This is a genomic window from Bradyrhizobium sp. YR681 (assembly GCF_000282615.1).
GTDB lineage: Bacteria > Pseudomonadota > Alphaproteobacteria > Rhizobiales > Xanthobacteraceae > Bradyrhizobium.
Map to the genome: position 1 here is coordinate 1 of NZ_AKIY01000229.1, position 25,626 is coordinate 25,626.

At 65.1% G+C, this 25,626-nt stretch carries 24 protein-coding genes; 13 read left to right on the forward strand and 11 right to left on the reverse strand.

What is annotated here, in order from left to right:
- The coding region (locus PMI42_RS24480; protein ID WP_008139051.1) for a hypothetical protein at positions 1-257 on the forward strand (257 nt) is incomplete at its 5' end.
- 5 nt (positions 258-262) lie between these two features.
- Here PMI42_RS24480 and PMI42_RS24485 read toward each other — a convergent pair.
- Complete coding sequence (locus tag PMI42_RS24485) at positions 263-1,345, reverse strand: COX15/CtaA family protein (RefSeq protein WP_035966500.1); 1,083 nt, start codon at positions 1,343-1,345, stop codon at positions 263-265.
- A gap of 110 nt (positions 1,346-1,455) precedes the next feature.
- On the opposite strand from PMI42_RS24485, the gene PMI42_RS24490 reads away from it, so the two are divergent.
- On the forward strand, positions 1,456-1,677 hold the full coding sequence (locus tag PMI42_RS24490) for a DUF2842 domain-containing protein (RefSeq protein ID WP_008139053.1): 222 nt from the start codon (positions 1,456-1,458) through the stop codon (positions 1,675-1,677).
- On the opposite strand, the gene PMI42_RS24495 is transcribed toward PMI42_RS24490, so the two are convergent.
- On the reverse strand, positions 1,661-2,710 hold the full coding sequence (locus tag PMI42_RS24495; RefSeq protein WP_008139054.1) for a polysaccharide deacetylase family protein: 1,050 nt from the start codon (positions 2,708-2,710) through the stop codon (positions 1,661-1,663). The genes PMI42_RS24490 and PMI42_RS24495 overlap by 17 nt on opposite strands.
- 129 nt (positions 2,711-2,839) lie before the next feature.
- Here PMI42_RS24495 and PMI42_RS24500 point away from each other — a divergent pair, with 129 nt between their 5' ends.
- Positions 2,840-4,021 (forward strand): GNAT family N-acetyltransferase, encoded by a 1,182-nt coding sequence (locus PMI42_RS24500; RefSeq protein WP_008139056.1) that lies wholly within the window; start codon positions 2,840-2,842, stop codon positions 4,019-4,021.
- Between the two features lie 171 nt (positions 4,022-4,192).
- On the opposite strand, the gene PMI42_RS24505 is transcribed toward PMI42_RS24500, so the two are convergent.
- Entirely contained in the window at positions 4,193-6,439 is a 2,247-nt protein-coding gene (locus tag PMI42_RS24505) for a GumC family protein (RefSeq protein ID WP_008139057.1), read from the reverse strand.
- 200 nt (positions 6,440-6,639) lie between these two features.
- On the opposite strand from PMI42_RS24505, the gene PMI42_RS24510 reads away from it, so the two are divergent.
- The 3 genes from PMI42_RS24510 (at position 6,640) to PMI42_RS24520 (ending at position 10,775) form a co-directional block, all read left to right on the forward strand.
- Complete coding sequence (locus PMI42_RS24510; protein WP_008139058.1) at positions 6,640-7,773, forward strand: glycosyltransferase family 4 protein; 1,134 nt, start codon at positions 6,640-6,642, stop codon at positions 7,771-7,773.
- Positions 7,774-7,892: 119 nt separating this feature from the next.
- The gene (locus PMI42_RS24515) at positions 7,893-9,440 is read left to right on the forward strand and encodes an undecaprenyl-phosphate glucose phosphotransferase (protein ID WP_008139059.1); all 1,548 of its coding nucleotides are present in this window, start codon (positions 7,893-7,895) and stop codon (positions 9,438-9,440) included.
- 78 nt (positions 9,441-9,518) lie between these two features.
- Positions 9,519-10,775, forward strand: coding sequence for an O-antigen ligase family protein (locus tag PMI42_RS24520; protein WP_008139060.1), 1,257 nt, complete (start codon positions 9,519-9,521; stop codon positions 10,773-10,775).
- On the opposite strand, the gene PMI42_RS24525 is transcribed toward PMI42_RS24520, so the two are convergent.
- Positions 10,744-11,220 (reverse strand): MarR family winged helix-turn-helix transcriptional regulator, encoded by a 477-nt coding sequence (locus tag PMI42_RS24525; protein WP_050994410.1) that lies wholly within the window; start codon positions 11,218-11,220, stop codon positions 10,744-10,746. The two genes, PMI42_RS24520 and PMI42_RS24525, sit on opposite strands and share 32 nt — an antisense overlap.
- A gap of 147 nt (positions 11,221-11,367) precedes the next feature.
- On the opposite strand from PMI42_RS24525, the gene PMI42_RS24530 reads away from it, so the two are divergent.
- Positions 11,368-12,564, forward strand: a complete 1,197-nt coding sequence (locus tag PMI42_RS24530; RefSeq protein ID WP_008139063.1) for an FAD-dependent monooxygenase — start codon at positions 11,368-11,370, stop codon at positions 12,562-12,564.
- 132 nt (positions 12,565-12,696) lie between these two features.
- On the opposite strand, the gene PMI42_RS24535 is transcribed toward PMI42_RS24530, so the two are convergent.
- From PMI42_RS24535 to PMI42_RS24545, 3 genes are read right to left on the reverse strand one after another with little or no spacing between them, the layout of a single operon-like run.
- Positions 12,697-13,881: a saccharopine dehydrogenase family protein gene (locus PMI42_RS24535; RefSeq protein ID WP_008139064.1), complete on the reverse strand. Its 1,185-nt coding sequence runs from the start codon at positions 13,879-13,881 to the stop codon at positions 12,697-12,699.
- Positions 13,882-13,890: 9 nt separating this feature from the next.
- Positions 13,891-14,673: a DUF169 domain-containing protein gene (locus PMI42_RS24540; protein ID WP_008139065.1), complete on the reverse strand. Its 783-nt coding sequence runs from the start codon at positions 14,671-14,673 to the stop codon at positions 13,891-13,893.
- A gap of 58 nt (positions 14,674-14,731) precedes the next feature.
- Positions 14,732-15,499 (reverse strand): YdcF family protein, encoded by a 768-nt coding sequence (locus PMI42_RS24545; RefSeq protein WP_035966510.1) that lies wholly within the window; start codon positions 15,497-15,499, stop codon positions 14,732-14,734.
- 164 nt (positions 15,500-15,663) lie between these two features.
- Here PMI42_RS24545 and PMI42_RS24550 point away from each other — a divergent pair, with 164 nt between their 5' ends.
- The 3 genes from PMI42_RS24550 to PMI42_RS24560 all read left to right on the forward strand — a co-directional run bounded on the left by PMI42_RS24550 (position 15,664) and on the right by PMI42_RS24560 (position 17,566).
- The gene (locus PMI42_RS24550) at positions 15,664-16,605 is read left to right on the forward strand and encodes an acetamidase/formamidase family protein (protein WP_008139068.1); all 942 of its coding nucleotides are present in this window, start codon (positions 15,664-15,666) and stop codon (positions 16,603-16,605) included.
- Between the two features lie 200 nt (positions 16,606-16,805).
- On the forward strand, positions 16,806-17,003 hold the full coding sequence (locus PMI42_RS24555) for a hypothetical protein (protein ID WP_007603456.1): 198 nt from the start codon (positions 16,806-16,808) through the stop codon (positions 17,001-17,003).
- Positions 17,004-17,074: 71 nt separating this feature from the next.
- Positions 17,075-17,566, forward strand: a complete 492-nt coding sequence (locus PMI42_RS24560) for a GcrA family cell cycle regulator (RefSeq protein WP_008139070.1) — start codon at positions 17,075-17,077, stop codon at positions 17,564-17,566.
- A gap of 328 nt (positions 17,567-17,894) precedes the next feature.
- On the opposite strand, the gene PMI42_RS24565 is transcribed toward PMI42_RS24560, so the two are convergent.
- Positions 17,895-19,451, reverse strand: a complete 1,557-nt coding sequence (locus PMI42_RS24565) for a porin (protein WP_008139072.1) — start codon at positions 19,449-19,451, stop codon at positions 17,895-17,897.
- A gap of 405 nt (positions 19,452-19,856) precedes the next feature.
- On the opposite strand from PMI42_RS24565, the gene PMI42_RS24570 reads away from it, so the two are divergent.
- Positions 19,857-20,363 (forward strand): MarR family winged helix-turn-helix transcriptional regulator, encoded by a 507-nt coding sequence (locus PMI42_RS24570; protein WP_008139074.1) that lies wholly within the window; start codon positions 19,857-19,859, stop codon positions 20,361-20,363.
- A gap of 9 nt (positions 20,364-20,372) precedes the next feature.
- Here the strand turns inward: PMI42_RS24570 and PMI42_RS24575 are convergent, their stop codons facing one another.
- The 3 genes from PMI42_RS24575 to PMI42_RS24585 form a co-directional block, all read right to left on the reverse strand.
- Positions 20,373-21,488 (reverse strand): alpha/beta hydrolase family protein, encoded by a 1,116-nt coding sequence (locus PMI42_RS24575; RefSeq protein ID WP_008139075.1) that lies wholly within the window; start codon positions 21,486-21,488, stop codon positions 20,373-20,375.
- A gap of 301 nt (positions 21,489-21,789) precedes the next feature.
- Positions 21,790-22,761 (reverse strand): SDR family NAD(P)-dependent oxidoreductase, encoded by a 972-nt coding sequence (locus tag PMI42_RS24580; protein ID WP_008139077.1) that lies wholly within the window; start codon positions 22,759-22,761, stop codon positions 21,790-21,792.
- 144 nt (positions 22,762-22,905) lie between these two features.
- Positions 22,906-23,814, reverse strand: a complete 909-nt coding sequence (locus PMI42_RS24585; protein ID WP_008139079.1) for a dihydrodipicolinate synthase family protein — start codon at positions 23,812-23,814, stop codon at positions 22,906-22,908.
- Between the two features lie 398 nt (positions 23,815-24,212).
- On the opposite strand from PMI42_RS24585, the gene PMI42_RS24590 reads away from it, so the two are divergent.
- A complete protein-coding gene (locus tag PMI42_RS24590; RefSeq protein WP_240535282.1) occupies positions 24,213-24,380 on the forward strand; it encodes a hypothetical protein in 168 nt (55 codons plus the stop codon).
- Between the two features lie 475 nt (positions 24,381-24,855).
- Complete coding sequence (locus tag PMI42_RS24595; RefSeq protein WP_008139085.1) at positions 24,856-25,626, forward strand: EAL domain-containing protein; 771 nt, start codon at positions 24,856-24,858, stop codon at positions 25,624-25,626.

A 25,626-nucleotide genomic window follows, 5' to 3' on the forward strand; every position in this document is an offset into this window, starting at 1 on the left:
GGGCCGCCGCGCCTCCGCAGGAGCCGCCGAAGGTTTATGTCGAGACCGATCCGGATGCGCTGATTTCGCCGGCCTACGGCATCGGCAGCTACATTCGCAATTTGCCGGGCACGCCGCTGCTGCCCGGCGCGCACACGCTGCCGGGCTATTATGGTCGCCCCTGGGACTACGATTATCAGGGCTCGTATTACGGCGGGAAGCAGGTCGACTATTTCTGGCGCCTGCCCTATTCCTGCGGCATCTACGGCTATTGCTGATCTGATCAGCCGGGCTGACCGACGGCAACCGCACGCGGCTGCGTCTCAACGGAATGCCGCGACGCCAGCCGCTCCACCTGCATCACCGCAAGCGTCAGCACTATGATCGCGACCGCCTGGTGCGACAGCGCCAGATCGATCGGCACCTGGTTGAGCAGCGTGAGGATGCCAAGCAGCGCCTGCAGGCTCACCGCGGCGAACAGCCACAGCGCGCCGCTCGCGGCCGCTCCTGCGCGCGAGCGCACCGCGTCGATCGCATGCAACGCTGCCAGCGCGAGCAACGCGTAGGCCGTCATGCGGTGCTCGAACTGCACCGTCAGCACATTGTCGAACATGTTGCGCCACCACGGCGTCTCGAACCACAGCCGGTCGGCGGATGGAATGAAGGCGCCGTCGATCTGCGGCCAGGTGTTGTAGGCGCGCCCGGCGCGCAGGCCCGCGACCAGCGCACCGAAATAGATCTGCACGAAGGTCACGACGAGCAGCAGCGCGCTGGTGAAGCGCAGCCGCGCAGGTGCGGCGATCTGCGGCCGCTCCTTGAGCCGCCGCACCGTCCAGACGATGCCGGCGAAGATCAGCAGCGCCAGCACCAGATGCGTCGCCAGCCGATATTGCGACACCTCGACGCGCTCCGTCAGGCCCGAGGCCACCATCCACCAGCCGACCGCGCCCTGGAGCCCGCCGAGCGCGAACAGCAGCCACAGTCGCCGCTTCAACTCACCGGAGAGACCGCCGCGCCACAGGAAGAACAGGAACGGCAGCAAATAGGCGACGCCGATGAAGCGTCCGAGCAGCCGGTGGCTCCACTCCCACCAGAAAATCTCCTTGAACTCGGACAGGCTCATGCCCGCATTGAGCTCACGATATTGCGGGATCTTCTTGTAGGCCTCGAAGGCATCGGTCCACTGCGCTTCCGACAGCGGCGGAACGCTGCCCGTAACAGGCTTCCATTCGACGATCGAGAGGCCGGATTCCGTCAGCCGGGTCGCGCCGCCGACCAGCACCATCAGCGCGATCAAGGCGGCCACGGAGATCAGCCACCAGCGCACGGCGCGATGCGGCTCGATTGAAGCAGAAATCGTCGTCATTTCAGGGCCAAAACCAGGACCTAACCAAAGAGGCTTGAACCGGACTGCGTGCCCCTTATAGTCCCCCGCTTCCGCAGCGCAAGTTACGCGAAAGACCGCGACGTTCCGCCATGAATATCCGCACCCGCAAGTTCCTCGGCGCCATCCTGCTTCTGGTGCTGGCCACCGTCTGGGCCCTGCTCGGCATGGCGGCGGCACAGATGCCGTGGATCGCCGAGTCCGGCTGGCGGCAGGCGATCTATTACGTGGTTGTAGGCATGGGCTGGGTGCTGCCGGCGATGCCGATCGTGAGCTGGATGCAGCGGCCCGATCGCGTCAAATCTGGCTCGTAGCGCCGCCGGTCGGTTTCACCGGCGCAAAGGCGACGCCCGACACCAGCGCGCGCAGCATGCGCAGCGAACGCACGCGCCCGTCCCAGGAAATCCGCGGCAGCGCCCGCAGATTGGTGCGCCCCTCCGCATCCACGATGCCAGATATCGTCGACACAGCGCTGGCAAAGCCGGCCTCCTCAGCCATCACGACGTGGCTGCGACGGAAGGACGAGCGATCGCCGAACGGAAAGGCAAGATGCCTGATCTCGCGGTGGAACGCCGATTCCGCGACCGCCTTCCCCATCGTCATCTCGCGCAGCGCGCCGGTGTCCTTCATGTTGGCGAGAACGGGATAATTCACGGTCGCGCTGCCGATCGTGACCAGCGGATCGGCCGCAAGCCTCGCCAGATCCTCCCAGTTCATCGACGCCTCGCGCGAGAGCGCGGCGAGATCGATCCGGTAGCGCGTGCAGAGATCGGCGATCGCAGCCGACAGATCCGCCGGCGGCAGCGAGCGCAGCCAGCCTTCGAGGAACGCGAACAGCGCCTGCTTCTCGGCATTATCGGTGACGGTGAAACGCTGCTCCTTCTCGCCCATCATCAGGCTGATGCGGCTCTCGCGCGCGATCACCTGCTCGAGCCCGAGCCACCAGGCCTCGCCGACGCCATCGGGAAACGCGGTGGGCACATAGATCGTGAACGGCACCGCGTGGCGCGCCAGCACCGGATAAGCGAAGGCGATGAAGTCCTTGAGTGCACCGTCGAAAGTGAGTGCCACGAAGCGCCGCGTCTCCGGCAGCGTCACCGCGCGGCGGCAGACCTCGTCCATGCCGATGATGTCGTAGTTCCAGCGCTTGAGCGCGCGGATGGCGCGGTCGAGGAATTGCGGACTGATCTCGTGCTCGCGCAGCGGCTGGAACGCGCCGCGCCGCCGCGGCCGCACATGCGCAAAGCGCAGGATGGCGCCGGCCCCACGGCTGCGCAGCGCGGCCTGGCCGCTGAACCAGGTCAGCTCGAGGCGCAGCCTTTCCAGCCATCTGTCGTCGGATGCCAATATTCCACCTTCGCGCTCGCCGGCGGTCCCTTCCCTCGTCCATTGTCATTACCCTTTGTTGACATTTCTTTGCAAAGGTCGGCCACAGGCCGAAATACGTATTTTTCGTTTTCTCGACAGGTTTCGCGAATGACCATGGCTGCGGCGCTGCAAAGCCGGACGGCAGAATCGCCCGCGCGGTCGCCAGCGAGCCGTATTGCGCATGTCGATATCGTCACCGATCTCGCCGAAGCCGAAGCGGCCTGGCGCACCTTCGAGGAAAGCGGCCAGCTCTTCACGCCCTACCAGCGTTTCGACCTGCTCAGCCCGTGGCAACGGCTCGTCGGCGGCTGCGAAGGTTCGCGCCCCTTCATCGTCATCGCCCGCGACGCCGAACGCCAGCCGCTCGTGCTGCTGCCGCTCTCGCTGCGCCAAAGCCACGGGGTCCGCACGGCCTGCTTCATGGGCGGCAAGCACACCACCTTCAACATGGGCCTGTGGAACGCCGAATTCGCAGCGCAGCTCGACGCCGCCGATCTCGACGCCCTGCTTGCGCCGCTGCGCGAGCATGTCGACGTGCTCTCCCTGACGCAGCAGCCCAAGCGCTGGCACGACCAGCAGAACCCGTTTGCGGCTCTGCCGCGGCAGAGCGCGATCAACGGCTGCCCGCTGCTGGTGATGGAGCCCGGCGGCCCGCCCGCATCGCGGATCAGCAACTCCTTCCGCCGCCGCCTCAAGAGCAAGGAAAAGAAGCTCCAGGCGCTGGCCGGCTACCGCTATCACCTCGCCACCACGGACGCGGACGTCACTCGCCTGCTCGACTGGTTCTTTCGCGTCAAGCCGGTGCGGATGGCCGAGCAGAAACTGCCGAACGTGTTCGCCGAGCCCGGCGTCGAACAGTTCATCCGCAGCGCCTGCCTGTCGCTGCGTGGCGAGGGCCGCGTCATCGACATCCACGCGCTCGAATGCGACGAGGAAGTCATCGCGATCTTCGCCGGCGTCGCCGACGGCCAGCGCTTCTCGATGATGTTCAACACCTACACGATGTCGGAGCATGCCCGCTTCAGCCCCGGCCTGATCCTGATGCGCTACATCATCGACCGCTATGCCGAGCGCGGCTACCGCTCGCTCGACCTCGGCATCGGCTCGGACGAGTACAAGCGGATGTTCTGCAAGGACGACGAGGACATCTTCGACAGTTTCGTGCCGCTGACCTCGCGCGGCAAGCTCGCGGCCATGGCGATGTCCTCACTCAGCCACGGCAAGCGGCTGGTGAAGCAGAACCAGATGCTGTTCGATCTGGCGCGCCGCTTGCGGCAGGCGTTCGGGTAGCTCTCGCTATTTGCACGGCACCGTATCGGGTGGGCAAAGCGAAGCGTGCCCACGTCTGCCTCAATCATTGAAAGGCGGTGGGCACGGCGCAAATGCGCCTTTGCCCACCCTACGATTCCGGGCTCGTGGAGAGAGATCCCTCACCCGTCTCGCAGAGGGAGAGGGTAAAAATTACGCCGCGACCACGCGCGGCGCGTCCATCGCATTTGACGGCTGCACCGGCCTGCTCAGCATCGTCACCTCGCTGAAGCCGACGGCCCGCAGCTGCTCGCACATCAGCAGGCGCGCATCCTGTTCCATCGACGCATCGGGCACCACGACGGCGCGGGCATGCGCCGTCAGCAGCTCGGCCGGAAGGTCGGAGGCGCTGCCGGCGTCGAGCAGCACGTGGTCGTAGGCGCGGAGCAGCGCGTCGATGGCGAGCGTGACGCGGGGCGATTGCAGCAGGCTGCGATCGAAGCCGGCACGGCCGGCCATGACAAGATGCAGCCGCGAGAGCTTGTCCTTCGTGATCACCTGCGCGAACGAGGCTTCGCCCTGCATCAGCTCGGCAAGGCCGGGCGCCGAGGCATCGACGGACACCGCAGCAATCGTCGGGGAGGATGCGGCGAGATCGACCACGACGACGCGCGCGTCCCGCGCCAGGTGCCGGGCCAGCGTCAGCGTCGACAGCGTGATGGCCTCGCCCGATGCGGTGCCGAGCACGGTGACCTTCCTCGCCGCCGCCCCCGCGGCGCGCAGGCTGTCGGCCAGATGTTCGATCTCGGCAAATTCGGTGACGTCGGCATCGGCCGTCATCTCCGGCGCGAGCGGCGCGGGCTCGTCCATCACCGGTTCGACGGCCGGCTCGACAAATGCGTCCTGGCGAGCCGCCGCCCGCGTTTGAACCTGCGCCGGCGCAAACACGGCCACCGCGCGCGGTGCGGTCTGGCGCAGCAGCTCGCCGGTGACGACGACGCCGGACGAGAGCAGCAGCGTCGCGATCGTCGCGATCAGCACGATCGGCAGCTTCTTCGGATAGGCCGGCGTGTTCGAGACGAGGGCGCGCGAGATGACGCGGCCATCCGTCGGCGCGGTGTCGATGCTCTCGCGGGTGTTGGCCTCGCGGTACTTGGCCAGATACATCTCGAGCAGGTCGCGCTGCGCCTTGGCCTCGCGCTCGAGGGCGCGGAGCTGCACGTCCTGACCGTTGGTCGAGGTCGCCTGCTTCTTGAGCTGCTCGAGGCTCAACGTCAATTCCTGCACACGCCCGCTGGCGAAGCGCGCGTCGTTTTCCAGCGAGCGCGCGATCTTGGCGGCCTCGTCGCGGATCTGATTGTCGAGATCCGTGAGCTGCGCCTTCAATTCCTTGATGCGCGGATGATTACCGAGCAGCGTCGACGACTGCTCCGCCAGCTGGGCCCGCAACGCCACCCGCTGCTGGGACGGCGTGCGCATCGATTCCGAATTCAGCACTTCCGACGACTCGATCGGCTTGCCGCTCTGGAGCATCTCGCGGATCAGCCGCGCCTTGGATTCGGCATCCGCCTTCATCGAGCGCGCGTTGTTGAGCTGGGTGTTGACCTCGCCCATCTGCTGGTTCGACAGCGTGGTGTTGTTGGTGCCGACGAACAGGCTCGACTTGGAACGGAAGTCCTCGACCCGCGCCTCGGCATCGGAAACCTTCTTGCGCAGGTCATCGATCTCGCCGGAAAGCCACTGGCTTGCGTTCCTGGCCTGCTCCTGGCGCGCATTCTGCTGGAGCACCAGATAGCTGTCGGCGATCGAATTGGCGACGCGGGCGGCAAGGTCCGGATCGGCGGACTGGAATTCGACGACGATGACGCGCGATTTGTCGACGGCGTAGGCCTGGAGCCGCTCGTAATAGGCATCCAGCACGCGCTCTTCCGGGGTCATCGAGAACGGATCGCGGCCGATGCCGATCAGCGCCGCCAGCGACTTCAGCGGCGAAACGCCTTGCAGCACCGGATCGAATTCGGGCCGCTCCGCAAGCTTGTTCTTCCTGATGATCTCGCGCGCAAGATCGCGCGACAGCACGAGTTGCACCTGGCTGGTGACGGCCTCGGCGTCGAGTGCCTGCCGCTCCTCGGTGCGATCGCTGTTCGGGCGCAGGAACACGTTCTCGCGACCGTCGATCAGAATGCGCGATTCGGACTTGTAGCGCGGGGTGACGAGATTGACGGCGGCAACGGAAGCGACGAGCGCAAGCACCGTCGGCACGATGATCCAGCCGCGCTTGCGGGCAAGCGCGCCGCCGAGCGCGTGCAGGTCAATGTCGCCGGATTCGACTGGCGCCTGCTTCGCAACGACGGGTGCAGGCTTTGCTTCGACCGTGGGCGCGGATTCGGCCTTGGGCCTGGAGACGGCCCGCTCGATCACAGCCTTGTCCTTGCCGGCACGCCAGAACGCTAAACGCATCGAACACTCCCGCAGGGCAACGCCACGAACCTACCTCAACCGCAGCGATTACACTCCATTAAGGTTGCCGCTGGGTTAATCGCGCCAGCCTGCCACCGGCGCACGCGCGCTCGTCACCGTTTGTTAACCACGAGGGCTCTTAATCCATCTCGATATTTCGAAGATTGTTCGGCATTCGCCGTCGCGCGCTGGTTCTGATCATGCCCCCCTCTCCCGACCGGCCGCTCCGCATCCTGCACGCCGTGCGCGCGCCCGTGGGCGGCATCTTCCGCCACATCCTCGACCTCGCCAACGGCCAGGTCGATCGCGGCCATCACGTCGGGATTCTCGCCGACAGCCTCACCGGCGGCGAGCGCGCGGACAAGGCACTGGCCGAGCTCGCGCCGCGCCTGACCCTCGGCGTGCATCGCCTCGCGATCCGCCGCGAACCCTCGCCTGACGATGTGCTCGTCTGGCTGCGGATGCGGCGTCTGATCGGCGAACTCAAGCCCGACGTCATGCACGGCCACGGCGCCAAGGCCGGCGCCTTCGTTCGGATGCGGCGGCGCTCCGACGACGCCATCCGCATCTACACCCCGCATGGCGGCTCGCTGCACTACCCCCTCAACACCTTCAAGGGCGAATTCTACGCGCGGCTCGAGCGCACGCTGATGGATGCGACGGACCTGTTCCTGTTCGAGAGCGCCTTTGCCCGCGACACCTACCAACGCATCGTCGGCACGCCCAAGGGCGTGGTGCATTGCGTCTTCAATGGCGTGACGCCGGAAGAATTCGAGCCTGTCGTCACCGCCGAGGATGCCACCGACCTCTGCTATGTCGGCGAGTTCAGACACATCAAGGGCGCCGACCTGCTGGTCGACGCGGTGTCCCGCCTGCACGAGGGCGGCAAGAAGGTCACGCTCACGCTCGGCGGCGACGGCGAAGAAACGGCGGCGCTGAAGGCGCAGGTCGAGAAGCTCGGCCTCTCCAGTGCGATCCGCTTCATCGGCCACGTCAAGGCGCGCTACGGCTTCTCCAAGGGACGGCTGCTGGTCGTTCCCTCCCGCGGCGATTCCATGCCCTATGTCGTGATCGAGGCCGGCGCCGCCGGCATTCCCATGATCGCCGCGCGCGTCGGCGGCATCCCCGAGATTTTTGGCCCCGAGAGCCCGGCCCTGTTCGCGGCAAGCAACGCCGAGGCCATGGCGGAGGCGATTGCGGCCGCACTCGACGATCCCCAGGGCACCGCGCAGCGCGCGTCGTCCCTGCGCGAGCGCATTTCCGCGCATTTCTCGCAAGCCGCGATGGTTGACGGCGTGCTCGCGGGATACCGCGATGCGTTTACCAATCACTAACCATCCTTAAGGCCGCTTTAGAGAATCTTCCGATTTGTCCGATAATCCAGGTGCCAGGGGATGCTCGCCCGGGGCGCAAGGACGCCGCCCACGGGTCTTTGGAATGGACGTGGACGCCCGTGGAACCGCTCAACGCACGCTCGATGCTCGATGCCGCGGCCAGCGCTGCGGCCAAACCGGCTGACCAGCCCTTCGTCGAACGCCGCCGCCGACTGACTCCGGCTGCGCTCGATGTCGTCAACCAGAAGGTCGCCCGCGCCTACTCGCCGATCGTGATCACCGGCGTCGTGCGCCTTGCCGACTTCGCGCTGCTGACCTTCGTCGGCGTTGCGCTTTATGTCGGCTATGTCATGCCGCTGATCGACTTCAGCTGGGCTTACCCTGCGCAGATCGTCGCCGTCGCGGTCGCTACCGTGGTCTGCTTCCAGGCCGCCGACATCTATCAGGTGCAGCTGTTCCGCGGGCAGCTCCGGCAGATGACGCGGATGATCTCGTCCTGGTCGTTCGTCTTCCTGCTGTTCATCGGCATCTCCTTCTTCGCCAAGTTCGGCACTGACGTGTCGCGGCTCTGGCTTGCCGCCTTCTACTTCCTTGGGCTCGCCGCGCTCGTCGCCGAACGCCTGGTGCTGCGCTCGCTGGTTCGGGCCTGGGGGCGCGAGGGCCGGCTCGACCGCCGCACCATCATCGTCGGCTCCGACCGTAACGGCGAGCAGCTGGTCGAGGCGTTGAAGGCGCAGGAGGATTCCGACATCCACGTGCTCGGCGTGTTCGACGACCGCAACGACAGCCGCGCGCTCGACACCTGCGCCGGCGCCCGCAAGCTCGGCAAGGTCGACGACATCGTCGAATTCGCCCGCCGCACCCGCGTCGATCTCGTGCTGTTCGCGCTGCCGATCTCGGCGGAGACGCGCATCCTTGAAATGCTGAAGAAGCTCTGGGTGCTGCCGGTCGACATCCGCCTCTCCGCCCACACCAACAAGCTGCGCTTCCGTCCCCGCTCCTATTCCTATCTCGGCGAGGTGCCGACGCTCGACGTGTTCGAGGCGCCGATCACCGACTGGGACCTCGTGATGAAATGGCTGTTCGACCGCGTCGTGGGCAGCCTCGCGCTGCTCGCGGCGCTGCCGGTGATGGGACTGGTGGCGCTGGCCATCAAGCTCGACAGCCCGGGGCCGGTGCTGTTCCGCCAGAAGCGGTTTGGCTTCAACAACGAGCGCATCGACGTCTACAAGTTCCGCTCGATGTACCATCACCAGGCCGACCCGACGGCGTCGAAGGTCGTGACCAAGAACGATCCGCGCGTCACCCGCGTCGGCCGCTTCATCCGCAAGACCAGCCTCGACGAGCTGCCGCAACTGTTCAACGTGGTTTTCGCCGGCAATCTCTCGCTGGTCGGCCCGCGTCCGCATGCGGTGCAGGGCAAGCTGCAGAGCCGCCTGTTCGACGAAGCCGTCGACGGCTATTTCGCCCGCCACCGCGTCAAGCCCGGCATCACCGGCTGGGCCCAGATCAACGGCTGGCGCGGCGAGATCGACAACGAAGAGAAGATCCAGAAGCGCGTCGAGTTCGACCTTTACTACATCGAGAACTGGTCGGTGCTGTTCGACCTCGTCATTCTCCTGAAGACGCCGGTCTCGCTGCTGACCAAGAACGAGAACGCGTATTGAGTTGATTTTCTCTGTCATGCCCCGGTCAAGCCGGGCAATGACAGCGTGTTTTGTAGCGTCCAGTAGCGTGAGCGTATAATGGCGTATGCGGCGACAGCCGGGGAATTGAATGCAGCACGTCGCGCTGCGCCCGGCGTGCTGGCGCTCCAGCGCGCGATGGTGTGGCTGGTCGGCGCCTCCGGCGCGATCGTCTTCATCGAGCCGAGCCCCTACGAGATCGCGACGCTGCTCGCCACCGTCACCTTCTTCGCCACCGGCCTGCGCCTGCGGCTCGTCCTGATGCCGCTGATCCTGATGCTGGTGCTGCTCAATGTCGGCTACACCATCAGCGCGATCCCGCTGTTCGAGCAGCCCGAGGTGGTGAGCTGGATCGCGACCTCCTGGTACATGGCGGTGACCGTGGTGTTCTTCGCCATGGTCACGTCCGAGGACACCGCGGCCCGGCTCGACATGCTGCGCCGCGGCCTCGTGGTCGGCGCCATGGTCGCCTCGCTCTCGGCGGTGGCCGGCTACTTCCACCTGGTTCCCGGCGGAGACGACCTGCTCACGCTCTACGGCCGCGCGCGCGGCACGTTCAAGGACCCCAACGTGCTCGGCGCCTTCCTGATCCTGCCGGCGCTGTTCGCGCTCCAGAGCGTGGTCTCGGACAAGCTCGCCAAGGCATTCCGCAACGTCTTCGCCTTCGGCATCATGTCGCTCGCCATCCTGCTCGCCTTCTCCCGCGCCGCCTGGGGCGGGCTGGTGCTGACCTCCGCCTTCATGCTGGCGCTGATGGTGCTGACCAGCCGCACCAACGCGCAGCGCTCGCGCATCGTCGTCATGGCGATCGTCGCCGCGGTCCTTGGTCTCGCGCTGATCGCCGTGCTGCTGTCATTCGATGCCACCGCCGAGATGTTCAAGCAGCGGGCAAGCTTTGACCAAAGCTACGACGAAGGCCGCTTCGGCCGGTTCGGCCGGCACATCCTCGGCGCGGAGATGGCGCTCGACCTGCCGTTCGGCATCGGCCCGCTGCAATTCCACCGCTTCTTCCCCGAAGACACCCACAATTCCTACCTCAACGCCTTCATGTCCGGCGGCTGGCTTTCCGGCGTCTGCTATCCCGCGCTGGTCTTCACCACCGTGATCATGGGTATCAGGCACATCTTCGTCCGCGTGCCCTGGCAGCGCGCCTATCTCGCCGTCTTCTCCGCCTTCGTCGGCACCGTCGGCGAGAGTTTCGTGATCGACACCGACCACTGGCGGCATTTCTGGATGATGCTTGGCGCGATGTGGGGCATGATGGCTGCCGCGCAGATCTACAAGACTAGGGCTGGCGACGAAGCTTCTTCAGCTTGAGATCGGGCCGCTTCTCCGGCGGCGTGTCGAGCAGCCCCTTCAGCGCTTCGGTCGCGGCCAACACGCCCTTGTAGCCCTCGGTCGCGAAACGCAACAGCAGGCGCAGCTCCTCGTCGGAATAGGCGCCAAACACCTTCTCCATCGCCTGCTGCATCGGCACGTAGAACTGGCCGATTTTCATGGCCGCCTCGGGCACGACCGCGATGAAGACCTTGCGGCGGTCCTTCTCATCCCGCTCGCGCCGCACGAGGCCGGCCTTTTCGAGCCGGTCGACGACGCCGGTGATCGCACCGGTGGTCAGCCCCGTCACCTCGGCGAGCCTGCCCGCGGTGACGCGGCCCTCGAGATAGAGGATGTCCATGCATTCGAGGTCGGAATTGGCAATTCCGGCAACGTTTGCAACGGTCTGGCCATAGAGCACGCCCTGCGCGGACGACCGGCGCATCGCCTCCTCGAGATCCTGCAACAGCGCAGCGCGCACCTTCGTCCTTGACAAGGCCGACCTCATATCTTAGTCGATATATATCTTAGCCACTAAGATATTTAGCGACCGTAATTTCTCCTAGCACCACGGAAACGTCGGGAGCAAGCCATGTCCTACCGTCCCCGCAAGGCCCTGATCATCGGCGCCGGCATCGCCGGGCCCGTCGCGGCGATCCTGCTGCGCCGCGCCGGCATCGAATCCGCGATCTACGAGGCCTGGCCCTATTCGAAAGGCATCGGCGGCGGTCTCCAGATCGCGCCGAACGGCATGCATGTCATGGACGAGATCGGGCTCGCAAACGAGCTGATCAGCCGCGGCTCGGTCGCGGAAGCCTTCGACTTCTATTCGCAAGGCGGAGAGCGGCTCGGCTCGATCAATCGCGACATGGCGCGGCGCTTCGGCCAGCCGGCCGTCAATGTCTGCCGCGCCACGCTCAACGAAATGCTGATCGACAAGGCCTGGTGCTCGTGCGTCTCGCTCTATTTCGAGAAACGCCTGATCAAGATCGAGGACCGCGGCGACCAGCCGATCATCGCCTATTTCGCCGACGGCACCACCGCCGAAGGCGACTTCCTGATCGGTGCCGACGGCGTGCATTCGATCACGCGACGCCAGGTGGTGCCGGACGGGCCGCAACCGTTCGACACCGGCCTGATCGGCTTCGGCGGCTTCGTGCCGCATGCCGTGCTCGACGGCCGGCCGATCGGCCGGCATGTCGAGACCACGTTCGGCCAGAGCGGCTTCTTCGGCTACGGCTATTGCAGCCCGGTTCCGAATGACGGCGTGATGTGGTGGAGCACCCAGCCCGCGCGCGGCATGGACGCGGCGATGTTCCGCGCGCTCGACGTATCGACGCTGAAGCAGCATCTGCGCGGCTTCCATCGCGGCTGGCACGACCCGATCCCCGACATCATCGAGGCTGCCGAGAACATCGTCGTCACCGACACGCTCGATGTGGCAACTTTGCCGACCTGGTCGCGCAAACGCTCGCTGCTGATCGGAGATGCCGCGCACGCAACCAGCCCCCATGCGGGTCAAGGCGCCTCGCTCGCGCTGGAGGATGCGATGCGGCTTGCGCGCCTGATGCAGGAGGGACAGGAGCTCGGCGCCACCTTCCAGACCTTCGAGGCCGAGCGGCGCCCCCGCACCGAGAAGATCGTCGCGATGGCGCGCCGCAACGGCAACAGCAAGCGCGAATTCAGCGCCACCGGCGCATGGATCCGCAATCAGATGATGAAATGGCTGCTGCCGCTGGGCTCGAAGAGCATGGAGTTCATGTACGCGTATGACGCGCGGGCGGTGTAGCGTCGAACACGGTGCCGTACCCACGGGCACGGTGCCGTAGGGTGGGCAAAGGCGCAAAGCGCCGTGCCCACGATCTCTCGATTATCACGTTGAAAGTCGTGGGCACGCTTCGCTTTGCCTGCCCTACGGAAGCTACGCCTGGGCTTCCACCCCGAACGTCAGCCCTGCATTGTCCTGCAGCCGCTTGATCAGCTTGTGCTGCATCGCCGCGCCCGGCGTCCAGAAGCCGGCGGCGACGTCCGGCGTGTCGCGCAGCAGGCAGATCGCGCATTCCGAGATCATCTTCGAGGTCGAGCCGTAGCCGGGGTCGCGGTCACCGGTGACGCCGGCGCGGACCTGACGGCCGTCGGGCGCGATCGCGACATAGAGCAGATTGAACAGACCGTTCTCCCGCTCTTCCTTCGACGGCCCCTCGCCCGGTTTCGGTGCATTCGGACCGGTCTTTTCGGCGTTGACGGCCATCACGCGCTTCGCATTGGCCTCGCCCTTCTCGCCGGGGCCGGTCAGGACCATCTCGTCGTAGACGAACTCGCGGCCATAGGGAAAGCCCATCAGCATGTTGGAGCGATGGACGTTGCGCGTGTTGATCAGCGCCATCATGAACGGCGCGGCCCAGGATTGCAGATCCTCTTCGTAAGCCGCTCTGTTGCCTTTCGGCTGCTTCGGGCCGGTGAAGCCCGGCGTCAGCGCGAAGTGATCGTTGAGGATGGCGACGAGGCTGAGGTCCTTGGCGACGGCATCGAAGGTCGCTTTCGCGCTCGCCGCGGTGCCGCCCGACAGCGTGCCGCGCATGTCGCGCACGCGGCCCTTCACGCGCGCGGCCGGTGCGCCGAACACGCGCCTGGCTTGCTCCTGGACGAAGAACGTGCCGAGTTCGAACGGCACGGAATCATAGCCGCACGAGAACACGATGCGCGCGCCGCTCGCCTTGGCGGCCGCCTCGTATTTGTCGATCATCTGGCGCATCCAGACCGGCTCGCCGCAGAGGTCGAAATAATCCGCACCCGCGGCGACGCAGGCCGCGAGCAGCTCTTCGCCATAGAGTTGGTACGGACCGACCGTCGTGATCACCGACTTCGTCTGCCCCACCATCGCCTTCAGCGAAGCGGCATCGGACGCATCGGCCACGATCAGCGGCGTGTCCGCGGGCGCGCCGATCGCGTCGCGCACGGACTTCAGCTTGTCGAGGCTGCGACCCGCCATTGCCCATGTCAGCGCCTGGTCGCCCTTGTAACGCGCCGCCAGATATTCGGCGACGAGCTGGCCGGTGAAACCGGTCGCGCCGTAGACGACGATGTCGAATTTCGCAGAGCTCATGACTGGCCTTTACTTTTTCGCGTAACTCACGCCCATGCCGGCACGGACGTCGCTTTGAATGCCATAGGGCGGAATCGGATAGCGCAGGCCGTTCTTCGCCAGCGCCTTCATGCCCACAATCGCCTTGGCGAGATGCTCGGGCTTCAGGGCCATCAGCATCTCCTCGTCCGGCACGCCGCCATAGCGCCGTTCGGCATAGCATGGCAAGGACAGGCTGGGCTCCCCGGTCTTGAGCGCCCGCCCCCACGAATCCGCGCAAGCGGTCTCACCGACCACGCCCCATTCGAACTTCTTGTAGCCGGTATATTGCAGGCCGTTGATCAGGATAATCATTTGCCCCGGCGTCGCGTAGACGAGGCAGATGTCTGGCGGATCGAGCCGGCCGCTGGCGAGCGGACTGACCGCGAGCGCCTGATAGTGCCCGAATGGCACCACGTCCAGCGCCTCCTGGCGCTTGCGCGCATCCTCCGCGGTGCCGTGCCAGACCCCGACATAGTTCTCGCCGGCGAGCCATTTGTCGTCCTGGGGGCTGAGGCCGATCACCGCGCGGCACTGTGCGCCGACCAGGTCGTCAGCTGTGATGCCGACGGTCCAGCCCAGACGCGAGGCCATGCTGACGATCTGGTCGGTGGTGTGGACCGCGTTCGGGCGCCGGATTTTCGGGATCGCTTCCATGTCGGCGGCTTGCGCGAACAGCTTCATGCCGATCACATTCGTCTTCAGCCGCAACAGGCTGTTGAGATCGGCAACGAGGCCGGCCAGATCGATCTTCTCTGCACTCTGCCGTTGCATGGCGTCCTCCGGGCCGGCGGTCATGCGCCGGTCTGTGTTCTTGTTTGACGCTCTCGTTCTAGTCCTTGCCTGGTCCCGGAAGCAACTCGCCGGTCCGCCCCATGACGCGGTACGTCAGCAGGCCGATCCATTCCCGCATGGCGACGTCGGTCCTTGCGAGCCCCTCCTTGCCGACATGGGTGAACGCGAAGAGATCGTCGCGCCCCCCCATCCGCCAGTCCACCGGATAGGCCTCGACCTCAAATCCGGCCTTGTGAAAAATCCCCATCGCGCGCGGCATGTGGAAGGCCGACGTCACCAGCAGCCAGCGCTCGCCCGGCTTCGGCGACACCAATTGCTTGGTGAAGATCGCATTCTCCCAGGTGTTGCGGGACTCCCGTTCGACGATCAGGCGCTCCTTGGCGATGCCGAGGCTTTCCAGGATCGGCGCGGAGTAATCCGCTTCCCGCGCATCGGTGGAGACCAGGTTCGCCGAGCCGCCGGTGAAGACGACGCGCGCGTTCGGATAGCGGCGCGCGAGCTCGGCCGGAGCCAGCATGCGATCGGCCGCGGATGAGACCACCGGCGTGCGATGCGCTGCCGACAAATCGGTGTCGACGGAGCCTCCGAGCACGATGATGCCGTCGGGGGCCCCCCGCGACGGATCCCACTTCGGAAAGCGCGACTCCAGCGGATAGAGCAGCCAGTTGCCGATCGGCGAGAACGCGACCAGTGCCAGCAGCACCAGCGTGGTCACGGCCAGCTTGCGGCCGAGCGCGGCAAAGCGCGTCACCATCAGCACGAGCGACAGGATTCCGAGCTCGATCAGGAGATTGATCGGCAGCAGCGCGGTGCCGAGGGTCTTGGAAAGAACGAAATACAGGGGGAGCCTCGCTGGAATGATCGTACCGGGCTTGACCGCCCCGTCCATCTTCAGAAATCTTCTTGAAAGAGGATCGATCGCCCGGTCAAGCCCGGGCGTGACACGTGACACCGATTGGACCGCCGCAAATGACCCACCATCACCTGCATTCCAGCCCCGAGACCTGCCATTGGGGCTTCTTCGAAGCCGCGCTCAAGCCGGTGCTGACGATCAACAGCGGCGACGAGGTGACGGTCGACACCATCAGCGGCGGCCCGGACATGCTGCCCGACCGCGACAAGTTTCACATTCCCCCGGAGATGTTCGAGGTCCACGCCAGGAACGAGCGCATGCTGCCCGGCCACATCCTCACCGGTCCGGTCGCGGTCGAGGGCGCCGAGCCCGGCGACGTGCTCGCGGTCGAGATCCTCGACGTGCAGCTCCGGCAGGATTGGGGCTGGAACATGATCAAGCCGCTGTCCGGCACCCTGCCCGACGATTTCCACGACACGCGCATCCTCAACATCCCGCTCGACCGGACGCGGATGGTCGGGCGCATGCCGTGGGGGCTCGACCTGCCGCTCAAGCCGTTCTTCGGCGTGATGGGCGTCTCGCCCCCACCTAGCTGGGGCCGCATCTCCTCGCTGGTCCCGCGCGCGATGGGCGGCAATCTCGACAACAAGGAGCTTGGCGCAGGTGCGACGCTGTACCTGCCGGTGTTCGTTCCGGGCGCGCTGTTCTCCTGCGGCGACGGCCATGGCGTGCAGGGCGACGGCGAGGTCTGCGTCACCGCGATCGAGACCGCGCTCCAGGGCCGCTTCCGCCTGACGCTGCGCAAGGACCTCAAGTTCGACTATCCGCGCGCCGAGACCGCCACGCACTACATGACCATGGCGATGGACCCCGATCTCGACCAATGCGCGGTGCGTGCGCTGCGCGACATGATCGTGCTGCTCGGCGAGACGCGAAACCTGTCGCGCGAGGACGCCTACACGCTGTGCAGCCTGGCCGCCGATCTCAGGGTTACCCAGACCGTCAACGGGTCCAAGGGCATCCATTGCATGATCGAAAAGGCGATCGTGCACGGCTGAGCCGACCCGCCTTCCCCGACCTGTTCACGCCACGCCGCCGCACGGCCTTCCGCGCGGCGCACTGCGCCATGTCAAATTTCACAAGCGATTCCAAAGGGCTGAGCGACGGCATCAGGCTGTATTTGACTTCCACCCTCGAACCTAAATAGAGTCTTAATCGTTACTTTTATGTACCTGAGTATGAGGCTAGCGTTCGGACCATGGCCACCGAAAAAGCCGAGACTGACCGCATTCCCGTAACCTTGGCGCTCTCGACCATCACCTATCTGGAGAAGTTGGTGAGACAGGGCACCCACGGCACCAGCGTTCCCGGCGTCGCACGTACCTTGATCGAGGAAGGCATCCGTCTCGCCATCAAGGACGGACTTTTGTCGATTCGCGACAACGGCAGAACGTGACCGCGCCCGGTGCGTGAAGCGGACGGATCTCGGACGCGGATGGCCGACATCTGCAACCTGGGACCGTTACAATGCCTGTTCTCTCACCAACTTCTTCACCGACTTGGACTGACGAGCGAATTGAACTTCTGAAACAGCATTTCGAGGCCGGCCTCTCCTGCCGCGAGATCGCCGCCGATATCGGCGTCAGCCGCAACGCGGTGATCGGCAAGCTGTCGCGGCTCAATCTGACGCGCAGCCGCGCGGTCGAGGACCGCCGGCTCGAGCGGAGCCTTGCACCGCCGGCGCGCGCGGCGCGAGCCGTGCCGCGGCTGCAATACGCGATGCTCGCGACGATCTATGGCGAGACCGACGCGCCGGTGGTCGCAGGCCCGATCGACGAGGCCAATCGCTGCTCGCTGCTGGAGCTCTCCGAAAACCGATGCCGCTGGCCGATCTCGACGCCCGGCGCGGAGGATTTCTGCTTCTGCGGCAATACCGCAGCGGACGGCCAGTCCTATTGCGCCGGCCACAGCCGCCTCGCCTACCGGCCGAACTCGCGCGCCCGCATGGTGCGCGGATAGATGCTCGTCCGGCGCGTTGTCCTGGCGCGAACCGGTATCCACGTCGCCTGCAAACGCTTTGCGCTTCAAAAAAGAAAAACCTCCGGCGGGGCATCACCGGAGGTTTCTGGAGGCTTAGCGTGAAGCTAAGAGCCGCAACTTTCGTATTTGGCTGAGGCGATATATAGCTGAGCAACTCAGGTAAGTAAATAAGTTTGGGGTCGATCGAATCGCATGGCTCGTCTTCGTCCCCCGCAGGGGATCTCGGACTATCCGAAAATCCCTCCCCGCACGAAAAAAGCCCCGGCGGTGTCCCGCCGGGGCTTCATCGAGTCCGAAGACCTCCGGCTTACCAGTTGCGCTGGGCGCGCAGCAGCAGGCTGTAGGTGTCCTGGTCCTTCAGCTCGTAGGTCGCTGCCGGCTTGGCAACGCCCGTCAGCGCACCGGTCGTGATCACGCCCGAGTACTTCTGGTCGAGATGGCTGTAGGTGAAGTCAGCCGAGAAGGTCAGGTTCTTCAGCGGCGTCCAGCGGGTGATGACGCCGACCTGGCCGATGTTGAAGTCCGGGTTGCAGGTGCCGGTCAGGGTGGCGAACGCGGCGCTGCCGCAGATCAGGCTCTTCGCCGTGCCGCTGTAGTTGACCGCAGCCCACGCGCCGTACAGCGCCGAGTTCCAGTACTGGCTCCAGTTGTGGGTGTAGGCACCACGGAAGCCGTAGGTCTTGGTCAGCTCGAGGCCGCCGCCCGGACCGAACACCGCGTCAGACACGCCGGCGAAGCCGATGCTCTGATACGCGCCGCTGGAGCTGCCGAACATCGAGTAGCTGGTCGCAGCCAGCTCCTGGAAGTTGTAGCGGCTCGCGCCCTCGGTGTAGACGCCCGAGAGGTTGATCACGTCGCCGGCACCGGTCGGGATGTTCTTGATCTGCAAGGCGAGCTGAACGGCCCAGCCCCACTTATCTTCGGGGTGACCGGTGGTTTCGGTCGCGCCGTAGTAGCCGACGTGGTTGTCGTGCGCGGCAACCGACGCCTGGAACAAGCCCCAGGCCTGGTCGACGCGAACCGTACCGACGAGGTCGGGAGCCCGGCTGCCGCCGAGATCGTTGGAGCCGTAAGCGCCGCCGAGGACGCCCGCGGTGCTCATGCCAGCCGTATTCCAGATGTTGGTCTGGAACACCTGCGTCTGGTCCTGCGCCGAGAAGATCGCCGTGACGCCCTGGCCGAAATCGGCCGTGTAGGTGAACTGGTTGACGCCGTTGGTGGTGCCGCTGCCGCCGACCAGCTGGTCGAAGTTGTTGCCGGGATAGTTGATCCAGGGCGCGTCGAACTGCGACACGGCCTTACCCATGGTGAAGCCGGCGAACTGGATGAAGGCGTAGTAGACGCCGAGCGCGCCGCCCGAGAGGTTGCCGTCGGTGCCGTTGACGTTGCCGCCGCTGGAACCGGTGAGGCCGGTGCCGGCCGCGTTGAGGCCGATCGTGCCGCTGTACTGGGTCGCGCCGGTGGCCGAACCGGTGCCGCCGTAGTTGCCGGTCGTCCAGGTGAAGACCGCATCGAAATAGGTGCGGACCACGCCGTACTCGGTCGCGGTGCGCGTGTCGATGTTGAGATCTTCACGAGCGCGCATCGAGTAGTAGTTGGTCAGGCGGTTGTTGGCCGCGAACACGCCGTTGTACTGGGCGCTGTAGTTGCCGCCGGCATTGAGCGCGACTTCAGCACGCAGATAGCCGCCGAGCTTGATGCAGGTGTCGCTGCCCGGGATGTAGTAGAAGCCGGCACCATAGAGCGTGCAGATCTTGACGTACTCGACCGCCTTGGCCTTGACCGGAAGATCGGCCGCCTGGGCTCCACCGACGGCGATCAGACCCGCCGCAGTGCCGAGCAAAAGGCTCTTCACCACTTTCATTTAAAACCTCCAAGTTGCTCATTTTACGGAGACCGGACCGTGAGGCCCCCCAAGATCCCCGTCTTGAAATCCGCCCGGCCGCTTCGCGCTTTCGGACACACCCGCTTTCGACGCGAGGGACGTGAGCGAACCACCTGCAACGGGACGATCGAGTACCCCCCACCGTCACGGAGCAATATGCCTGCGCCGTTCCGCTAATCAAAATAGTTTATTTGGTAAGCTTTCTGGTTTCGCTAAACCTGTGCTCCGCGGGCAACACCGGAGTCGGGCTAATACGTGACCAGCTCATCTTTGTAATTTTAGTGACAAAATTACCCTGCTCTGCACTTGCGTCAGAGCAGGCTTGCGTGGACTATGGCCTTCCACGAGCACCGGCCTGAAGAATCAGTTCACGGGAGTGACGCTGTGTCAGCGACGAGGAAGGAAGGAGCGCGCCTGCGCTCCATCGGCAACCTGGATATCATCAGGCGCTTCACCTGGGAGATATCGTCGATCAACATGCACCTGGAGGAGCTGCGTCAGTTCTGGGCCAGGACGCTCGGCATCAGCGGCCCGCAATGGCTGATCCTGATGGCGATCTCCGACCTCGACAAGGACGACGGCGTGCCCGTCAACGTGGTCTCCAAGCTGCTCCACGTCGACCCGTCCTTCGTCACCACCCAGTCCAAGCTGCTCGAGAAGAAGGGCCTGCTGCGCCGGCGCCCCTCGCCGACCGACGCCCGCGTGGTGCGGCTGTCGCTGGCCGAGAAGACGCAGAAGCACATCGCCAGCCTCAACGAGCAGTACAAGACGATCCGTGAATTCGTCTTCCAGGAATTCGACGAGGCCGAGCTGGCGGAATTCACCACCAAGCTTGCGACCCTGAAGACGCGGCTCGAAAAGGCCTGCGTCAGGATCTCCCTCGACCTCTGAAGCCGGCGTTCAGATCCGGCGACCGGCGGCGCCCAAACGCGATTCCAGCCAGTCGAAGATGTATTCGTTGGCAAGGCTCGGATTGTCCGCATGGGCCTGCGCCGCGCCGGTCTCCGCCGCGGTGAACACCTTCAGCACGATATCGGAGCTGCCGAACCGCGACTTCTGCACGATCTGGCGCGCCCGGTCGGCCTCGAGCCAGCCGTCCTCGCCCAGCGTGATCAGCACCGGGCAGTCGGCACTGGAGGCCATCAGCGGCGAATGCGGCACCGGCACGATGCTGAGGTCGCTCATCGCGAAGCGGCTGGCGAAGAAGGATCGTTCATGCAGGTCCCACAGGCCGCCGTCGCAGACCGCCGCAGCGAGCCGCGGCTCCTGCACCACCGCGCGCGCCACGAAGGAAGAGCCCCACCCGTCGGCCAGGATCGCGACGCGATCGAAATCGACGTCGCCGCGCGTCTCCAGATAGTCCATCACGCTGGCAATCGAGCTCTCGAGATCGCGGCGCTGAAGCAGCGTGTCGGTGTAATCGTCGCGCTGGTCGCCGAGCAGGTCCAGCGCCAGCATCGACAAGCCGCGCTCGCGCGCATGCGGCGCGAGCTTGAACAGGAATTCTTCCTTGCGATGGCCGGGCTCGCCGATGCAGATCACGGTCGGCGCGCGGCCACCTGCCGACGTCGCCGGCAGGAAGTAGCCCTGCAACGCATGATCCTCGGCCCAGGGTATCGTGACGACTTCGCCGGCCGGCGCGCGCGCCATGAGGTAACGACGGGCGCATTCCTGCATCGCCAGCACCGCGACCCAGCGGCGCTCGTCGGCCTGGTCGAGCGGCATCGCCGCGGCACCGTAATAGTTCAGCGCGCGCAGCCAGTTGCGCTGCGCGGTCGCCATGTGGCCCTCCGCGAACGCGGCTTCGGCACGCTGACGATTGACCTGTGCGAGCTTCTTCCACTCGCGATGCCATGACTGCTCGCCGCCTTGCTTGAGCTGCCGCGCGATCATCAGGCATTCGGCGATGGTGGCGCCGCCCTCCTGCGCCGCGGTGAGGAGCCGCGTGAATTCAGCGGAGATATCCTCGCTCTCCGGGCAAAGGATCCAGTCGTCGGAGAGGCATGCGGGTATCATCGGAGCTACGCTTTATGATGGCGTTACCGTGATTCACTAAACCATTTTGGTTGCCCGACCAAGCTGCCGCGCGACGAATGAGACCCGTTTGACATCACCATCGCTTGAACATCGCTTGAACGATGGTGATGTCGCATGCGTGACATTCCAATTCGGCATGAGGCTGCCGATATTGGCAGGAGGTGGCACGTAATATTACCGACGTAATATGACGTCCGCGGCCCTTGCCATGATGATCATCATACCTCAGCCCGCGGCCATTCGTTGACAGTCTCAGCCAGGCCGTGTCGGCCAGTCGGCCTCAACCGAGCTTCCAGCCGACCTCCTGGGTGAAGCTTTCGTAGAAGGAACGTTCATAAGCCTGCTCCGGCGTAGCACGAACGCGCTCGTCGAGACGTTTTGCGTCCTCGCCCACGAGAATACGCCAGCGTTCCGCCTTGACGCCGTCGAGGATGATCTTCGCGGCCTGCGCGGCCGTCGTCGGCGCATCCTCGAGGAAGCTGCGGGCGCGCTCGGCGAACACCGCCTGGATGTCCTCGTCCGACATCCTGTCGGCATCCGGCACGCCGGCGGCGACCATGCGCTTGCGGGTCAGCGCCACCTCGTCGGGGTTGAGGCGCTCCGAGCCGTCCATGCTCTGCACCTTGCGCGAATTGGCGACGATCGAGGTGCCGATATGGCCGGGCATCACCACCGAGCATTTGACGTGCGGGGCATGCAGGCGCAGGTCGTTGATCAGCGCTTCGGTAAATCCCTTCACCGCGAACTTGGCCGAGCTGTAGGCGGTGTGCGCCTGTCCCATGCCGATCGAGGCCCAGAAGCCGTTGACGCTGGCGGTGTTGACGATATGGGCCTCATCGGCCGCGACCAGCATCGGCAGGAAGGTGCGCACCCCGAGATAGACCCCGCCCCAGCAGATGTTGAAGGTGCGTTCCCACTGCTCGCGCGTGTTGGTGAACAGGCTGCCGCCGCCGCCGATGCCGGCATTGTTGAACAGCAGATGGATCCTGTCGGTCTTCTGCTGCTCGGCGAGCTCGTCGCGAAAGCGCTTGAGATGATCCTCGATCGCGACGTCGGCGACATGCGTGGTGACGCGCAGGCCCTGCGGCAGCTTCTCGACCTCGCACAGCCGCTTCGTCTCGGCCATCGCGGCCTCCGAGACGTCGCACATCGCGACGTTGCAGCCCTCGGCAACGAGTTGCCGCGCGAGCTCGCGCCCCATTCCCGTGCCGCCGCCGGTGATGACGGCGATCTTTCCAGCGAAATCCTTCATGGGACTTTCGGCCCCTCCCTTTGTCGGTCCGTTTCTTCGTCACCGCGCAGCTGACGCGGGCGCGCGCGAAATGTAGCAGCGCCGCATCCGCAGGTAAAAGCGGATCGGCGCTGCCGTTCGACATCGATTATTTCGGGCCGCGGACTATTCGGCTGCTTCGACCTGCAACCCCTTCAGCGCACCAAGCGCCTCCAGCGCCTTGCGCGTGGCGGCCTGCTGCGCCGGCGAGGCTTCCGGCATCGGTGCGCGCGGATACGTCTTCGGCAGGCCCTGGAGCGTCTGGGCGTAACGTGTGCAGGCCGGCAGATTGTCGGCGATGATCGCATTCCACAGCGTCAGCAGCTTCTTGTGCAGGTCGAGCGCGCGCGGATGGTCGCCCGCCTTCACCGCATCCCACAGCGCGACCGAGGCATGCGGCGCCGCGGTCAGGATCGCGGCGATCGAGCCATGGGCTCCCAGCGTGTAGGACGGATACATCAGGGCATCGACGGCGCTGTAGATCAGCTTGTCCGGCGCCATCATCATGAGATCAGCGAACAGTTTCAGATCGCCCGCGCTCTGCTTGACGCCGACCACCAGCGGCACCTCGGTCATGATCCGCGTCAGCAGCGCCGGCGACAGATATGACCACGGCACCACGTTGTAGATGATGATGGGCATGCCGGTCTCGTCGGCCATGGCGCGGAAATGCGCCACCATCGCCTCGTCATCCGGCTTGAACAGATAGTGCACCGGCGTGACCTGCAGCGCGGCGACATTCATGTCGCGCACCAGCCTGCCGCGCCGGATCGCATCGCGCGTGGAATCCACGATGATGCCGGCGATGACGGGAATGCGTCCCTTCACCGCCTCCACCGTTGCCGCCATCAGGTCGCGATATTCCTCGTGGTCGAGCGTGTGGCCCTCGCCGGTGGAGCCGCCGGCGGCAACGCCATGGGCGCCGGCGCCGATCATCCAGTCGACCTGGGGCGCCACCAGACCGAAGTCGATCTCGCCGTCCTTCCGGAACGGCGTCGTCATCGGCGGGATCACGCCGGTCGGTCTTGCCTTCATGGTCTGCCCTCGCGTTTCCATAACCCCTGTCGCCGTCCCGCTCTTTTGACGGGTATCGGCAGCCTGCGAGCCTACCGGCTGCGGGGGGCCTGTGAAGGGCCGCCCGCGCGGCGCTGCCCCCACAATCGATCATCCCTCCTCATTTCCCTGCGGTTCCCCGTAGTTCTCCGGCTTCGGTTTAGGGGTAATTTTTTTACAATCCGAATCGTCAAATGGGGATGGACGCTGGGTCGAGTCGGCCAGGCCAGCGTGTTGTTTGTGTCACAGGCTCTGGCACTCCGCTTGCATCCTCTTCGTGGTCAGAAACTACCGATGAGGTGACTGGAATGTTCGTGACCGTCGTAGCCGTGCTCTGCCGGCTTAGCGCAGCTAGCTCAGGCAGTTGCGTCGAGGAAATCGTGACCGACAGCAACATGACGCCCGAAATGTCGATGATGCAGTGTGCGATCGGCGCACAGGCACCGCTTGCGAAATGGATGGGCGAGCATCCGATCTACCACACCAACTGGCGCCTCGAGCGCTACAAATGCGTACCGGGTCACTACGAGATCAAGGGCCACGCCTAAGGCCCCGCAAAACTACGTCTATCGAGGAAACGCCCGGAGCAGCCTTTTCCCTCCGCGGGCTTGCAGCGCCAGACCGATCGCGGCGGCGCGCTTTGTGACAACGATCACGCTCTTAAATCAAGCAACCTCCCGCAAAATGATCGCACGCGCCCTGCGCCCCCTTCGGCGATCGGCAAGGCTGTTCGGAAGCTCGTGACCGTGGCGATCGAGGCCAACCGCATCACCCCGAAGCTGCACCCGCCTTCCCCGTGCAGGTCCCGCACCCAGGCCGGCTTGGGGATGCCGAAGCTCCAGTCGCGAAATCCACGCCTTCATGCGCACCTCGCGCGAAAGCCACTGATAAGGAATGCACGGAGCGTTCAGTAGAACAGGCCGGATTCCAGACTAACAATTGTTGGTCGGAACGCTGCGAACGGGATCGCACCGATCCTTAATTACTCGTCCCTATCGTGCACGTTCCACGAAGGAGAGATCGATGGCGGGGGTCTGCAAGGGATGCGGCGGCGGCGCTGGACTGCCGTTCGAATTCAGGATGGCGTTCCAACCGATCGTCGCCGTGAACGAGCAGCGCGTCTGGGGCTATGAAGCATTGGTGCGCGGGCCTCAGGGCGAAAGTGCGCAGAGCGTGCTGAGCCAGCTGACCGAAGACCAGCTTTACCGCTTCGACCAGGCTGCCAGAGTCATGGCCATCGAGACCGCGGGAAAGCTGTTTGACGATCCGCAAGCTCGACTGTCCATCAACTTCATGCCCAACGCGGTCTACGAGCCGCAGGCGTGCATCCAGCAATCCCTGGCGGCGGCGCGCCGTTCGAACTTCCCGCCTGCGAACCTCATGTTCGAGTTCACCGAAAACGAACGCATGAGCGATCCTGCGCATGTCGAGCACATCGTGCGGACCTACAAGAAGCTTGGTTTTCTGACCGCGCTTGATGATTTCGGGGCCGGCTATGCCGGGCTCAGTCTGCTGGCGAGGCTCCAGCCGGACCTCATCAAGGTCGACATGGAGCTTTTGCGCGACATCCATCTCAGCCGCCCGAAGCAGGTCATCGTCGCCGGCATCGCGTCGATGGCACGCGAACTCGATATCAGGCTCCTCGCCGAGGGCGTGGAAAGCGAAGCCGAACTGACCGTGCTCCGGGCCGCGGGGATCGACCTTTTCCAGGGATATTATTTTTCCAAGCCGGGGTTCATGAGCTTGCCGGACGTGTCCGCGTTTTCCGCCGCGACGGCGGCCCGCGCAGGCTAA